Annotated in this window: 14 protein-coding genes; 10 read left to right on the top strand and 4 right to left on the bottom strand. The window is 49.5% G+C overall.

Annotated elements, in window-relative coordinates; all coding sequences use genetic code 11:
* Positions 1–43: 43 nt before the first annotated feature.
* Both ACFQ0N_RS20625 and ACFQ0N_RS20620 read left to right on the top strand, forming a co-directional pair.
* Positions 44–550, top strand: coding sequence for a zinc ribbon domain-containing protein (locus tag ACFQ0N_RS20625; RefSeq protein ID WP_379329660.1), 507 nt, complete (start codon positions 44–46; stop codon positions 548–550).
* A 404-nt stretch (positions 551–954) separates the two neighbouring features.
* Entirely contained in the window at positions 955–1,983 is a 1,029-nt protein-coding gene (locus tag ACFQ0N_RS20620; RefSeq protein ID WP_379329658.1) for a C40 family peptidase, read from the top strand.
* Between the two features lie 652 nt (positions 1,984–2,635).
* Here ACFQ0N_RS20620 and ACFQ0N_RS20615 read toward each other — a convergent pair.
* Both ACFQ0N_RS20615 and ACFQ0N_RS20610 read right to left on the bottom strand, forming a co-directional pair.
* Positions 2,636–4,054: an NAD-dependent malic enzyme gene (locus ACFQ0N_RS20615; RefSeq protein ID WP_379329656.1), complete on the bottom strand. Its 1,419-nt coding sequence runs from the start codon at positions 4,052–4,054 to the stop codon at positions 2,636–2,638.
* Between the two features lie 80 nt (positions 4,055–4,134).
* The gene (locus ACFQ0N_RS20610) at positions 4,135–5,250 is read right to left on the bottom strand and encodes an MGDG synthase family glycosyltransferase (protein WP_379329654.1); all 1,116 of its coding nucleotides are present in this window, start codon (positions 5,248–5,250) and stop codon (positions 4,135–4,137) included.
* A gap of 346 nt (positions 5,251–5,596) precedes the next feature.
* Here ACFQ0N_RS20610 and kapB point away from each other — a divergent pair, with 346 nt between their 5' ends.
* Together kapB and ACFQ0N_RS20600 are read left to right on the top strand one after the other, a co-directional pair.
* The gene (gene kapB, locus ACFQ0N_RS20605) at positions 5,597–5,995 is read left to right on the top strand and encodes a kinase-associated lipoprotein KapB (RefSeq protein ID WP_379329652.1); all 399 of its coding nucleotides are present in this window, start codon (positions 5,597–5,599) and stop codon (positions 5,993–5,995) included.
* A 24-nt stretch (positions 5,996–6,019) separates the two neighbouring features.
* Positions 6,020–6,613: a TetR/AcrR family transcriptional regulator gene (locus ACFQ0N_RS20600; protein WP_379329650.1), complete on the top strand. Its 594-nt coding sequence runs from the start codon at positions 6,020–6,022 to the stop codon at positions 6,611–6,613.
* Between the two features lie 77 nt (positions 6,614–6,690).
* On the opposite strand, the gene ACFQ0N_RS20595 is transcribed toward ACFQ0N_RS20600, so the two are convergent.
* Complete coding sequence (locus ACFQ0N_RS20595; protein ID WP_379329648.1) at positions 6,691–8,040, bottom strand: SGNH/GDSL hydrolase family protein; 1,350 nt, start codon at positions 8,038–8,040, stop codon at positions 6,691–6,693.
* Positions 8,041–8,266: 226 nt separating this feature from the next.
* On the bottom strand, positions 8,267–8,629 hold the full coding sequence (locus ACFQ0N_RS20590; RefSeq protein ID WP_379329646.1) for a helix-turn-helix domain-containing protein: 363 nt from the start codon (positions 8,627–8,629) through the stop codon (positions 8,267–8,269).
* Positions 8,630–8,869: 240 nt separating this feature from the next.
* On the opposite strand from ACFQ0N_RS20590, the gene ACFQ0N_RS20585 reads away from it, so the two are divergent.
* The 6 genes from ACFQ0N_RS20585 to ACFQ0N_RS20560 all read left to right on the top strand — a co-directional run bounded on the left by ACFQ0N_RS20585 (position 8,870) and on the right by ACFQ0N_RS20560 (position 12,919).
* Positions 8,870–9,406 carry a hypothetical protein gene (locus ACFQ0N_RS20585; RefSeq protein WP_379329644.1) on the top strand — a complete coding sequence of 179 codons (537 nt, stop codon included), beginning with the start codon at positions 8,870–8,872 and terminating at the stop codon, positions 9,404–9,406.
* Positions 9,407–9,592: 186 nt separating this feature from the next.
* A complete protein-coding gene (locus ACFQ0N_RS20580; RefSeq protein ID WP_379329642.1) occupies positions 9,593–9,871 on the top strand; it encodes a hypothetical protein in 279 nt (92 codons plus the stop codon).
* Positions 9,872–9,983: 112 nt separating this feature from the next.
* Positions 9,984–10,910, top strand: a complete 927-nt coding sequence (locus tag ACFQ0N_RS20575) for an ABC transporter ATP-binding protein (protein WP_379329639.1) — start codon at positions 9,984–9,986, stop codon at positions 10,908–10,910.
* Complete coding sequence (locus ACFQ0N_RS20570) at positions 10,903–11,697, top strand: ABC transporter permease (protein WP_379329637.1); 795 nt, start codon at positions 10,903–10,905, stop codon at positions 11,695–11,697. Before ACFQ0N_RS20575 ends, ACFQ0N_RS20570 begins: the two co-directional genes overlap by 8 nt.
* A 75-nt stretch (positions 11,698–11,772) precedes the next feature.
* Entirely contained in the window at positions 11,773–12,519 is a 747-nt protein-coding gene (locus ACFQ0N_RS20565; RefSeq protein ID WP_379329635.1) for a spermidine synthase, read from the top strand.
* A 1-nt stretch (position 12,520) separates the two neighbouring features.
* Positions 12,521–12,919: a hypothetical protein gene (locus ACFQ0N_RS20560; protein WP_379329633.1), complete on the top strand. Its 399-nt coding sequence runs from the start codon at positions 12,521–12,523 to the stop codon at positions 12,917–12,919.
* Positions 12,920–12,980 lie beyond the last annotated feature (61 nt).

Genomic DNA, 12,980 nt, shown 5'->3' with positions numbered 1-12,980 from the left:
TAAGCAAATTTGAAGAATTATCAGATGCGAAGGAGTCGATCTCATGTCCTTTTTTGATAAAGTAAAGCAAAGCGCGTCGGATGCTGCCAAGAAAGCGCAGCAAACTGTCGAAATTACAAAGTTGAAATCGCAAATATCCAGCAAGGAAAAGGAAATGGACGACTTGTATTTGAATATCGGCGAATCGGTGTATCGTGCCCATCAGGCCGGCGGAAGCGATGAGTCCGAGGCTGAGGTGGCAGGCTTCTTAAAGGAGCTGGATGAGCTTCAGGTTGAAATTCAAATGCTTGAGGAGCGAATCAAAAATATTCGCTTCGAAAAAAGCTGCTCCTGTGGCAAGGTTGTACCGCTGGATGCACGTTTTTGCCCGGATTGCGGCGCTCAGCTGACTGAGGAAGTGAAGACAGATACGACTTTTGGCGAAATTCGCGTCATCTGCAGCAACTGCATGGCCGAAAATGAACTGAATTCGAAATTTTGCTTGTCCTGCGGAAGCGACTTGAATTCCGCAAACGAACAGGACGGCGCACACCAGCCGGAAAGACCATAGCTTGGAAGAGACGGAGCCCTTCGTGCCGCTGCAAAGCGGTACGGAGGGCTTTTTGCTTGTCAATGGTACAAATTACCTCCACTATGCTCCGGCAGATATTGGATAGGACATTAGTCCCGCTATTGGGATATTTTTGATAGGGAATGAAAGGGTACCCAAAGCAAGATATGCCAATGGTTCCATAAAGTTGTGAATGGCAGGGAAGACGCTTTTTGGAATGGGAACACCAGCTCCCATCAGTACCATATAACTAATTGTTGGCAAGGAAATTGGGACGGGAGTTCGATAGGTTTTCGGCCAGCTTAATCTCTACAATGACATATGGAAAGGTAGCCCCGGCAAACATCCATCCTCTGTCGACAAAATGGGATACCGATCCTGACCACATCAATGGAGGTTACAGCATGAAAAACAAGCTTATGGCAATGACGCTCGCATCAATCCTGGCAGCATCCATTTCTTTACCGGCTATTACGGAGGCTGCGCAGCAAACGGGGGAGATCAAGGCTTCGGTCAGTTTCCGCGAAGGACCGTCTACAGATTCCAAGGTGATGCGTTATTTGTCCAAAGGCGAGGATGTAACAGTATTAAAGGAAGTCAATTCGTATTGGTATCAGGTGCAGGACCAGAATGGACAAACAGGTTATGTCTCAACAAGCGATAAATATATAACAGTAGGAGGGAATATAACCGAGGTTGCTCCAGCAAAGCCGGGTAACTCCGCCAATGCGACAGCCGTATCGTCGGTATCGTTCCGTAAGTCGGCTTCTGTGAGCGGAGCAAGAATCCGCTATTTGTCCAAAGGGGAAGCAGTAACCATCCTCGGACAGCCGAACTCCTATTGGTACGAGATTGCGGATGCTAACGGCGTACGCGGGTATGTGAGCAGCGATGCGAAGTATATCAAAGTGAACAATGGTAATACTTCACCCGGCGGCAGCGGCTCAAACGGCAATGCGGGCAATGGAAATGTTAAGCCGCCAGTAAACAGCAGTTCAAAAATTGAAGCGATTATAAAGGCGGGACACAAATATTTAGGCACCCCTTACGAATATGGTTCAGACCGAAATTCAACGAAAACGTTTGACTGCTCTGATTTTGTACGAAGAGCCTTCATAGACGGGGCGGGAATTACATTGCCTTCCGATTCGCGCCAGCAAGGGGATTATGTGAAAAAGAAGGGCGGCATTCAAACCAATTGGCGGAATTTGAAGCGCGGCGACTTGATGTTCTTTATGTCATACAAAGGCACGAGTGCAACTTCCTATAACGGTGTAAACAAGTCGAAGGCGACGATTACACATGTCGGCATCTACCTCGGCGACGGCCAAATTATTCATACATACTCGAAGGACTCTGGCGGTGTCCGGATTGATTCCATCGCCGGAAAGCACTGGGAATATCGCTTTATGTTCGGCGGCAGCGCTCTGTAAAACGAATTTTTCAGCAAAGGATGGAGCAGAACTAAACTTTCTGCTCCATCCTTTGCTTTAGCACATAAGAAAAACGCCTGACGGCGTCCTTTGCAGCACTATCACCAAGTTTTTTCTTCTAATCCGCCGGAGTTCAGGGGGCTAAAGCTCTGAAAGTGGGTGACCGGCAAAGCGGTTTCCTCTAACGGAAGCTACAGCCGTTATTTCGCCAATTACCTTCCTTTTTGAAATCTAAGACGGAAATGAGCGATCTTAATGGGACGTTTTTGGCCGAAATCGTACTCCTGATCACCAAATAGCGTCGCACAGTTCCGTTACAATTTCAAATCGGTCGAATTTTTGAAAATAGCGGCCGTGACATCCGTTAGATTTCGTTGATCATGAACGAAGCGGCCCTGAGCGGACCGTGGATCCGTTATCTGTGAACAAAACAGCTAATTGGCGTGTTTGCGGACCGTGGTTCCGTTATTTGCTTCAAAACGACGCGAAAACTAGGCAAAATCAGCAAATAACGGATCGTGTGTCCGCGAAACCTCCGAATGAACCAGGTTTGACAATATAGCGGATCGTAGGCCCGCATGACCTCCAGTTGTCCGCTAGAAGCGTGAAGCACACCCCTCTTGGGGCAAGTGCCGGCCTTGTCCGCGAAACGTTATTCCCGCGGCTGGCGGCGGGCGACGCCGCTTTCGATCGCCGCTTGCACGACGCGCTTCCTGACTTCCTCGACGATCCGCTGATTGAACACACTTGGAATAATGTAATATGGACTCAATTCCTCCTGGCTGATCACACCGGCAATCGCTTCGGCGGCGGCCAGTTTCATCCGTTCTGTGATGCGGCTTGCCCGGCAATCAAGGGCGCCGCGGAAGATGCCGGGAAAACAGAGCACATTGTTGATCTGGTTCGGATAATCGGAACGCCCGGTAGCGAAGACTGCGACGAGATCCTCAGCTTCTTCGGGACGAATTTCCGGCTCGGGATTGGCCATAGCAAAGACGATCGGCCGGGCCGCCATAGCTTCAATATGGCTGCGCTTCAGCACTCCCCCGGCAGATAGTCCGATAAAGACATCAGCGTCCCTCAGCGCTTCCGCCAGGCCGCCCTGAAGCCCTTCCGGATTGGTGTGCTCCGCATACCATTGCCATATAGCATTCGTATAAGTCATCCCAGAATGCAGAATGCCCTGGCGATCGACGCCGACGATATGCTTTGCGCCGCCAGCCAGCAGCATTTTTGTGCAGGCAGTGCCCGCTGCTCCGATGCCGCATATGACGATCCGCGCCTCGGCAAGACTGCGTCCGGTAAGCCGCAGCGCATTGAGCAGCCCGGCGTATATCACGACGGCTGTGCCGTGCTGGTCGTCATGAAAAATCGGAATATCGAGCTCCTGCTGCAGCCGGTGTTCGATTTCAAAGCAGCGCGGCGAGGAAATATCCTCCAGATTAATGCCGCCAAATGGGGGTGCGATCGCTTTTACAATCGCGATAATTTGTTCGGTATCCTGTGTATCCAGACAGATTGGGAAAGCGTCAATATCGGCAAACTGCTTGAATAGCATCGCTTTGCCTTCCATCACCGGCATCGCGGCATATGGCCCGATGTTTCCGAGCCCCAGCACAGCGCTGCCGTCAGAGACGACGGCGACGGTTCCCCGTTTAATTGTTAAGGTGAAGGCTTTGGCCGGATCCTCATAGATTGCCTCGCAGACACGGGCGACCTCAGGGGTATAGACACGAGAAAGGTCATCACGGTTTTGGATGGGGGTTTTGGGCTGAATTGTAATTTTACCGCCGAGATGAAGGAGAAAGGTGCGGTCGGAAATGTTGATCAAGCGAACGCCTGCAAGGGTGCCAAGCGCTTGGGCGATACGGTCTGCCGCGGCAGCTTCGGCAATTTTGATGGTCAAATCGCGAATGGTCACTCCGCCCTTGCCCGTTTGAATCACATCGATGGCGATAATATCGCCGCCCGCCTGTTCAATGGCAGTAGCAGCACTGCCAAAAGGGGCGCGCTCGGGATCAAGCTCGACCCGCACAATAATCGTTTTTCCGTCCTTCGCCTTACTATCCATTGGTGCACCTCCGAAATAGAAACTACTTCGTAACGTTGCCATAAGTGCAAGGAGCTATTCAACAAAAAGGGGAAAAGCCGTCACTGCATCAGCTGCAGGACGGCACGAGAACATTGGGTTGGATTGTACTGCTGATTGCGCTTGATCATAAGATCGCGTCTATACTGAACCGAAGCGTAAGGCTCTTGGATAATAGAGAACCATTTGTCAATGATGGCGGTAGAGGTCAGCATCTCGCCGAAGCCGCTTTGTACAAAGTGCTCGCAATTCTCTTCCTCTTGACCCGGGATCGGCTCATAGAAGAGCATAGGGATGCCTTTGCTTAGTCCTTCGGTACAGGTCATGCCTCCAGGCTTGGTGACAAGCAAATCGGAAGCATCCATCAATTTGCTGATTTCCTTCGTAAATCCGATAACCCGGATATTAGGATGCTGGTAATTCGGATCGGCCAGCAGCTTCTCGCGGGAGCGCTCGTTGTTGCCGACACAGTAAATGAGCTGGATTTGCTCCCGCCAGCGTGTCATGTAATCCAGCAAATTATCGCTATACATTATTCCCCAGCCGCCGCCCATTATCAATACGGTAGGCATCGATTTCAGATCGAATTGCTTCTGGATTTCGGACCGGTCATGCTCCTTCCAGAAGTTCGGATGAACGGGGATGCCCGTCACCTCGATCCGGCTGTCAGGAATGCCTCTGTCGGTCAATTTCTTTTTCACGACAGGTGTGGAAACTAAATATTTGTTCACTTCCGGACTCGTCCAAGTGCCATGCGCGTCATAATCGGTAATCAGCGTATAAAGCGGCACATCAAGGCCGAGCCGCTTGAGCCGCGATACAACGGCATTGGGCATTGGATGGGTACAGACGATCAGGTCAGGCTTGAGCTGTGCAATGACCTGCGAGGTGTGCGTATAAAATAACCGGTGCAGCGCTAGCTGGGTCAGCCGGTTTAGCGATTTCTTATACTGCCTGCGATAAACCATGCCGACAAGCTTTGGTTGCTTGCTAACCGTCTTGCGGTAAGCGTTCATAATCATCGGGCCCAGCACCGGGTTAAGAAATTTGCCAAGCTCGATCACACGCGTTCTTACGCTCGGATCCAGCTCGCGAAGACCGACGGCCAGCGCATATGCTGCCTGGGTATGGCCGGAACCGAATCCTTCCGAAAGCAACAGCACTCGTTTTTTGCGCATTTATCTCACCTGCTTCATTTTATAGGACAACTTCTGCCGAAGTCTTCAAAATCCCGCGCTTGTCTCTACTACCATATTACGATGAGAAAACACTTAAAACAAGGTTTCAAATGTCACTATTGGCTCACTTTCAGGGGAACCGTCCATAAAATTTAGTTAAAGACCGTACTGAAACTTGGGGAATCCCAATAACGGCGCAGCTTTGGCGGCTGCAATATTCAGACGAGACAGAGTGGAAAAAAGTTCTGTATTGCGCAATAAAATGTCAAAGCGCTGGGCTTGCTTGCGATTGAAGATTAAATTCTTTATTCTAATGGGAGAAGGATGGGTGAGGAGTGTGAAGGAAATGGAAAGAAGTCATCATGGCAAATATCAGCCCGAGCCGGGTGAAAAGGTCATTGTACACAATAAGACTGGGGAATACATAGCTGAAGTGCTGGAGCTTAGCAATGCGCGCGCCTTAGTGAAAATATTGGCGGTAAGGAAGCATCCCGACCAAGGAGATCTGCATCACCCGTACGAGCCGGACGTGCCGTTTTTTCATGAGCGGCGGGCGCTGTCCTACACGGAGAAGACTAACATTCCTTTCCGCGACATTGAGCCATATGCAGGGGAAATCCCGGATTATAAGGAGTCATTGAAGCAAGCCTTGCACAAGGAGTTAGCCGCGCTTGATCGCATGCATCGCTGGACAGGAATGGCTTTGCGGCAGCTGCAAACGCTGGAGAAGGATTATAAATTTTAGTTATGGTCGGGAGTGGCAGAGGGAATGGCGGAACGGACGAGGAAATCAGTTGACCGCAGGCAGCAAATTGTAGAAGCGGCCTCGCAATCGTTCACAATGTTCGGTTATAAGGCGACTACGATGGAGCTCGTATCGAAGATTGCATCGGTCGGCAAAGGGACGATCTATACATTCTTTACGACGAAAGAAGAGCTGTTTGATGAAATTATGGATCAGTTGATCGGTGAATTGCGCTGGATTGCCCAAAGAAGCATCGATCCTGAGCGGACTTTCTTTGCCAATTTGACCACAGCCTTGCACGAGCTGCTGCAATTCAGCGAAAAGCATGAACTCATCGTCAAATTGTCGCAGGAGGTGCGCGATGTCGGCACGCCGGCAGCCAGAGCCGGAATAGAGCGGCTGGAGCAGACGATATTGTCGTTTTTGCGCGAGCAAGTGGTGGCTGCGATCGAGAAGCGGGAGCTCCGCCAGGTAGACCCGACGATGACAGCGGTCATTATGCTGAAAATCTATGTTGCTCTATCGACGGAATGGCCGGTTCATAGCGACCCTCCAAGCAAAGAAGCGATAGCGAGCTATGTTTCGGCTTTGCTGCAGGATGGATTGCGGGCAAAATAAACAACGAAACCGTTTCTTGGTAAGCATGAAGGCGCAAGCGCCGTCATGGCCCCAAAGAAACGGTTTCTTTTCTGTTCTTATGAATTGATAAAGGCCGTTTTGATCGAGCTGCGATAAATAACCTGATAGTCAAGGCCGCGAGATAATGCGGCAAGCGGCAAATAGGTCGCGGCATTTTTGCCGGTCTTCTCCAGATAGGCAGGTGTCTCCAGCGGTACGGATTGGCCGTTCACTTTCATTGTTTTGGCGCCGATTGTGAAGGCGACCGTCTTGTCGCCGGCGATAATGGTTGCAGTTTGCGATTTATTGTCCCATTTTAAATTCGCGCCAAGCACGCCCGCAATGTCGCGCATCGGCAAGAACGTTGTGCCGTTTTTGACTATGGGCTTATTCGTCCCGTTGACATCCTTCCCATTGACGACAACGCGCAGCGGCACGTCTGCCGCCAATGCGGCCGGCTTGCGGGAGCTGCCCCAAATGGCGGCGGCGAAGGCTTCACCGATCGCTTCATAGCCGGCCTGACTAGGATGGCTGTCCTTTTTCATAATCGAGGTGTATAAAAGCTCATTGCCGGCAAATGAGTTGGAAATGTTGGCAACGCGCACATCGAGTCCCTCTTTGGCCAAGCTGTCGACTAATTCGGTTACTTTATCGCTGAGCTGAGTGACTCCGGCTTTTAAGACGGCATATTGCTCATCGGAAAATACTTTGATCAGTGCGGAAGGTTTAGGAATCGGCAAATACTGGTCGGTTAGGACGATGCCGGCATTGGGATTAATCGCCGCGATCGAAAGCAGCGCTTCGTGCAGAGAAGATATGTAGCCTTCTAATCTTTCGGTCAAAACAGACGTTAGCTCCTCGGAGCTAAACGTGCGCTCCCCCATTTCGTCGAAAAGAGAGAGAAAATCGTTGCCGCCGATTGTCATCGCAATAAGATCGGCCTCTTGGATCGCTTTGTGCAGCCCTTGCGTTTTGCCGATCGTTTCAGCTGCGTTTGGGTATTTAGTAATGCCTTGCTGTACTTCGTCAGGAGTGATGGACTGATTATTCTCCGCTGCGGCCAGCCAATTTTGCAAGCCGGAAGATTTGAGGCCGAGTATGCCGAAATTTTGTATTTCCGCTGCACTGTAATAAAGCGCTTGCTCGTACAAACGGTCAGCATAGCCGTATGGAACAGTCTTTTCATTCATGCCAAGCTCATAGCCCACTGTAATCGAATCGCCGATCGCCACGATACGAAACGGATTAGCGGCGTTATGGGCAGCGGCTGCTGCCGTCTTGTTCACTTCAGCGCTTTCGGCGGAAATAGCAGGCTGCGAGCCCTCCTGGGCGGCTGCGAATGCACCGGCAGGGATTAAAGCGCCCGTTAACAAAAAAGCAGATAGTGAAGCGGCGGCCAGCCGCTTTTTAGTGGTTTTGCCAGACAATAATTCCACTCCCTTTTGTTCAAGTATAGTAACAGTAGTCATTATACATGAAACGCCAGGGCTTTTGGGGAATAAAATGGAAGAAAGACCGAAGACGACAAAATAGGACACGAACGGCCAGCAGTCTTCGACAGTATTTGCATGGTGGGTTAGGTATAATAGTCGATAAGCCAAGGAGGTGATTCGACACCGTTTGCGGTTAGTAGTTGTTACTCGACAGGGTATGCTATTCCATCATTCTTTCGGCACGGACAAAAGCAATGAATCGTCTTACTTCTTCAAGCGTTAGCTGTCTGCCGTCTATCGTGAGTCTAAATTTTTTGAGCGATTGTTCATCAGATAATTCCAGTTGGTCTACAAGTACATAAATAGGGTCACCGGCTGGTGAAGCTATTTTGCGACCGACTAGGTAATCGACAGAGACATGGAATAGGTCGGCGAATTTGGATAATGTCGCGGAATCCGGCTCTCTGCGGTTTTTCTCATAATGGGACAAAGCAGCGCGAGAAATACCAAGAGATGCGGCTGTTTGTTCCTGAGTCCACCCCCGATCCTCCCTTAACTTCGCAATGCGGCTACCCATGTTCATATAAAGCCTCCTAAATAGCGATTACATTCTTCATATTAATACGAAACGCTTTCGATTGCATTCGATGAAACAAAATGTCGCATTTTTTACTGGAAAATGAAAAAGAGCCGGGATGTTACGTTGTGTATCGCCGGTTTAAAGACAATTTCCGCTACGTTTTGTATCTAATAATAGAATGCGTCTAAAACCTCGATTTTATACATATGGTGTAATAGCTGTTATGGACAAGGGGGCGCATAGATGGTACGAATTAGACGCCGCCGTAAGTTATCGGTCGGCTGGGTGGCGATTTTGCTGCTTGTACTTGCTGTGCTCGGAATGACCTGGATGAACAATAGCGATTTTTTTGCCGCCGCAGTGCCGGAAGAAGGACAGCAGGCAATTTCTGTTGTAAGGCAGTTTTATGCAGCCGAGCAGTCTGGCGATTTTGGGAGCTCGTGGGAACTGTTTCATCCGCTTATGCAGGAACGATTCGATAAAGCGGGGTATATTCAAATGCGTGCCCGGCTCATGATGCAGGATATTGGGGTCAAGACGTTTGATTTTACAATCGGAGAGGAGAAACAACTGGCAAGCTGGAAGATGGACGACCAGTCGGAAGAGCTGTCAAATGTCGTGCAGGTCGAGGTGACCTTAAGTTTTCGCGGCCAGTACGGCGTGTTTCAATGGGTACAGCCCTGCTTTGTCGCCGAGGCTGACGGACGCCATGGGTTGCTTTGGTCCTTCTCCGATGCGGGAGCTGATTCTGCAATAGGGAGCATACCGGCCCAAAAATGAGAGTTAGCAAACAATAAGGGGGAGGTGCCGTACAGGAAGCGGGGGCTTTCTTGTACGGCACCCTAAGTTGTTGACAACAAGTTAAATTTATCATAGGCTAAAAATTGATTTTGATACGTTACGTATCATTCTTTGGTTTTACCGATACAGATAGTATTGCAATCGGTTTTAAAGGAGGGAGTCGCAATGCAGAAGGAGAAGGAGCGTTTTTGTTGCGTATGCTGCTTTCAATTATTAAGTTTCGAGCAGGCGCATATTGTGTTTCGTACCGGTTTTTATCGTATTATACATCCGCTCGGTTGTTGCGGGCATTGCGCTCAGACATTAATGGATAAAGATTTTTCTGAGCTGGCGAGTGCGCGGACAGAGCTGCTTCCCAAGAAAAAGGAAGGGAACTCCGGCTTCAATCCTGACACTTCCATGTATTCGTCTGCAGAAGCATGGCCGCTTGCAGTTTCGCTGTAGGCCAACTGGAACTTAAAATTCTTTTAAAGCAGCTACCATCTGTTTCCTTGTTTCTGTATAATTGATAAGATTGATAAGAAGCCTATATAGAAATGAAACAGGGAGGTAAATAATGGAGCTGCACAGCGAACCTGTAGTTCGATTGCAAAATGTGACCAAAGTAATCGGCAAGCGAACTATTATTGATCACCTTACGCTTGATCTTCCGAAAGCCGAAGTATTTGGCTTTCTAGGTCCCAACGGCTCTGGCAAGACGACTACCATCCGGATGATGGTCGGTCTTATGAAGCTAACGGACGGAGATGTCATCATTCGGGGGCACAGCATCCGCAAACAATTCGAGCAGGCGATCCGTCATGTAGGGGCTATTGTCGAAAATCCTGAAATGTACAAATATTTGACTGGCTATCAAAATTTGCTGCATTTCTCACGTATGGTGCCCGGCATATCAAGACAGCGCATCGATGAGGTTGTCGAACTGGTCGGCCTGCGCGAACGCATCCACGATAAAGTGAAGACATACTCGCTCGGCATGCGTCAACGGCTTGGTGTCGCGCAAGCGATTATGCATAAGCCGTCGCTGCTTATTTTGGACGAGCCTACGAATGGTCTGGACCCGGCGGGGATTCGTGAATTACGCGATTATTTGCGCAAATTGACGCGCGAGGAAGGCATTACTATATTTGTCTCCAGCCATCTCTTGTCCGAGATGGAGCTCATGTGCGACCGGGTTGCGATTATTCAGAGCGGCAAGCTGATTGATGTGCGCCCGATTCATACGGAGGGGACGAAGGAAACCGCGGCAGCTCGTGTATTGTTTGATGTGGACAAACATGAGGAGGCGATTCGTCTGCTTGCGGAGAACTACTCCATACAGCGCGATGGCGAGGCGGTGGCAGTAGAGGCTGACCGCGAAACGGTAGCCGCGATTAATGCAGCGCTTGTGCATGGCGGGATTAAAGTTTACGGCATTAAAGTGCAGGGTAAATCGTTGGAAGATCAGTTCCTCGAAATGACGGGAGGGACGCCGAATGTTTGATTTTCTGCAATTGGTTGGCAATGAAAATATGAAGATTTACCGCCGTGCGCGGACATGGGTCATGCTCTCCATATTGGCTGCTCTCGTACTGGGGATTTCGATTATCGCCAAGTTTGTCGGTGGAGAGGATCTGAACAATTGGTTGATGATGAACATTGAATCTTCCATATTGTTCTCGTTCATAACCATTTTCACAGTAGTCGTTTCCGCTGACAGCGTAGCTGGCGAGTTTACTTCAGGGACCATTAAGCTGCTGCTGATTCGCCCATGGAGCCGTTCGAAAATTTTGCTGTCCAAATATATATCGCTGTTGCTGTTTGCCGTTGTACAAGCGATTTTACTATTTGTTTTGACCCTATTGCTTAATATGCTGCTGTTCGGCAATGACAGCAGTGCAGGGGTCGTCAGCGAGGTGTTCGGAGTACAGCGGGATATTCCGCCGTTAGCTTATATGATGCTGTACTATATGTACCAGTTTATTAGCCTGATTGTTGTTGTGACGATGGCGTTCATGCTGTCTACGGTCTTCCGCAGCGGCGGGCTGGCGATCGGGCTTTCCTTGTTTATGCTGCTTGCCGGAAATACGGTCGCCGGAATTTTGTCATTCCTCAAGTACGAATGGGTGGACTATCTCCTGTTCCTGCATTTGAATTTGACGAAATTTATCAGCGAAGTGCCGCCGGGCGAGCATTCATTAGGCTTCTCGCTTGGCGTGCTGGGCGGCTATTATGTCGTGTTTATCGCCCTGACGTGGTATATCTTCAACAAGCGCGACGTAGCTGCTTGATTTAAAAGAGGTTTTTCCCCATGATTGAAGGGAAAGACCTCTTTTTATACATATTTCAAAAAAGGAGTATTCATCTTGCATCAAATCGTGAAGATTACGAGCACTTATCAGGAATTGACCGTTTACGAGGCAAATCAGATGGATGGAAAACTAGGAAAATATCGGTTTTTACAATTTTCTGCAGATGCAATTCAGGGAGCGCTTAATGTGCGCTGTCCAGAGCGGATTGTGCTGGAATACCCGCGGGCGATCATTCATTTGCTGGACTATAATCGCCCTTTTTTTGCCAAAGCTTTTATGATCGGCCATGGCATTGGCACGATTGCGCGTAATTATGAAGAAAAGCGGTTCATTGTTGCCGAGCTTGATGAACAAGTAGCCGCTTTAAGTAAAGCGTATTTCCACTATCGTCACAATAATGTTGTTATAGGCGATGGGCGAGAGCGGCTTACACAGGAAGCGGATGGGCAATTTGATTTTGTTGTGGTAGATGCTTTTACGAGCGCAGGCACGCCGCTCCATCTTGTAACTAAGGAGTTTTTCCGGATGTCAGCGCAAAAGCTTGCGCCGGGAGGAGCGATCATTTTGAATCTCTTCGGCAGGTCGGCGCATGATCCGTTAATTGCTGCGATTTATACAACGCTGCTTGCCGCTTTTCCATTTGCGAAAGCTTTTGCACTTCCAGCCGAGGGGAGGCGGAATATGCTGCTTATGGCCAGCACCGCTAGCATCGGGTATGAAGCTGCAGCTATGGCCGGTTTTCGTGAGATTGAGCTGGAGCAGGGGTATTGTATTAGTGATCAAGCTGGAGGAGGAGTGTGAAATGTGGATACCGTATGCTGAAGTGAGAAAGCATCAGCCTGACTTCAGAGTGAAGTACCGGATTTACAGTGCGGAGGAGGGCGGCAGAAAAACACCGGTTTATCAGGGCTTGCGCTGTGATTTCGCTTATGCCGGAGATGATGCCGGTATGGATAGAATCTATGCAATCCATCCTGAGTTTGAGGAAGCGGCGGGAAAGGTCATTCGCGATCGTTCTTATCCGGTCCCGCCTGCCGGTACGGCAACGATGTGGATTTTGTTTCCGGAAATGAGAAGAGAGGTTCATTTGGCAAAAATGAAACCCGGCGTTACCGGCTTCATGATGGAAGGGCCAAAACGGATCGCTGAAGTGGAAGTTATTGAGATTGTTGGATTGTATCATAATGCAGAAACGTTATAATAGGTGGAAAGCAATAAGGAGCAAAAAGGGGCTAACTCCTTAGCTCCTTCGAGCAGTTTCT

This window comes from Paenibacillus sp. GCM10027626 (assembly GCF_042676285.1).
In the GTDB taxonomy this organism is placed as follows: Bacteria; Bacillota; Bacilli; order Paenibacillales; family Paenibacillaceae; genus Paenibacillus_Z.
The sequence above is the reverse complement of the archived record's forward strand: the minus strand, read 5'-3'. Positions and strand labels throughout refer to the sequence as shown.

Bases quoted from the DNA above. Each gene is read 5' to 3' on its own strand.
- ACFQ0N_RS20625 (WP_379329660.1), top strand. From the start codon at position 44: ATGTCCTTTTTTGATAAAGTAAAGCAAAGCGCGTCGGATGCTGCCAAG.
- ACFQ0N_RS20620 (WP_379329658.1), top strand. From the start codon at position 955: ATGAAAAACAAGCTTATGGCAATGACGCTCGCATCAATCCTGGCAGCA.
- ACFQ0N_RS20615 (WP_379329656.1), bottom strand. From the start codon at position 4,054: ATGGATAGTAAGGCGAAGGACGGAAAAACGATTATTGTGCGGGTCGAG.
- ACFQ0N_RS20610 (WP_379329654.1), bottom strand. From the start codon at position 5,250: ATGCGCAAAAAACGAGTGCTGTTGCTTTCGGAAGGATTCGGTTCCGGC.
- kapB (WP_379329652.1), top strand. From the start codon at position 5,597: ATGGAAAGAAGTCATCATGGCAAATATCAGCCCGAGCCGGGTGAAAAG.
- ACFQ0N_RS20600 (WP_379329650.1), top strand. From the start codon at position 6,020: ATGGCGGAACGGACGAGGAAATCAGTTGACCGCAGGCAGCAAATTGTA.
- ACFQ0N_RS20590 (WP_379329646.1), bottom strand. From the start codon at position 8,629: ATGAACATGGGTAGCCGCATTGCGAAGTTAAGGGAGGATCGGGGGTGG.
- ACFQ0N_RS20585 (WP_379329644.1), top strand. From the start codon at position 8,870: ATGGTACGAATTAGACGCCGCCGTAAGTTATCGGTCGGCTGGGTGGCG.
- ACFQ0N_RS20580 (WP_379329642.1), top strand. From the start codon at position 9,593: ATGCAGAAGGAGAAGGAGCGTTTTTGTTGCGTATGCTGCTTTCAATTA.
- ACFQ0N_RS20575 (WP_379329639.1), top strand. From the start codon at position 9,984: ATGGAGCTGCACAGCGAACCTGTAGTTCGATTGCAAAATGTGACCAAA.
- ACFQ0N_RS20570 (WP_379329637.1), top strand. From the start codon at position 10,903: ATGTTTGATTTTCTGCAATTGGTTGGCAATGAAAATATGAAGATTTAC.
- ACFQ0N_RS20560 (WP_379329633.1), top strand. From the start codon at position 12,521: ATGTGGATACCGTATGCTGAAGTGAGAAAGCATCAGCCTGACTTCAGA.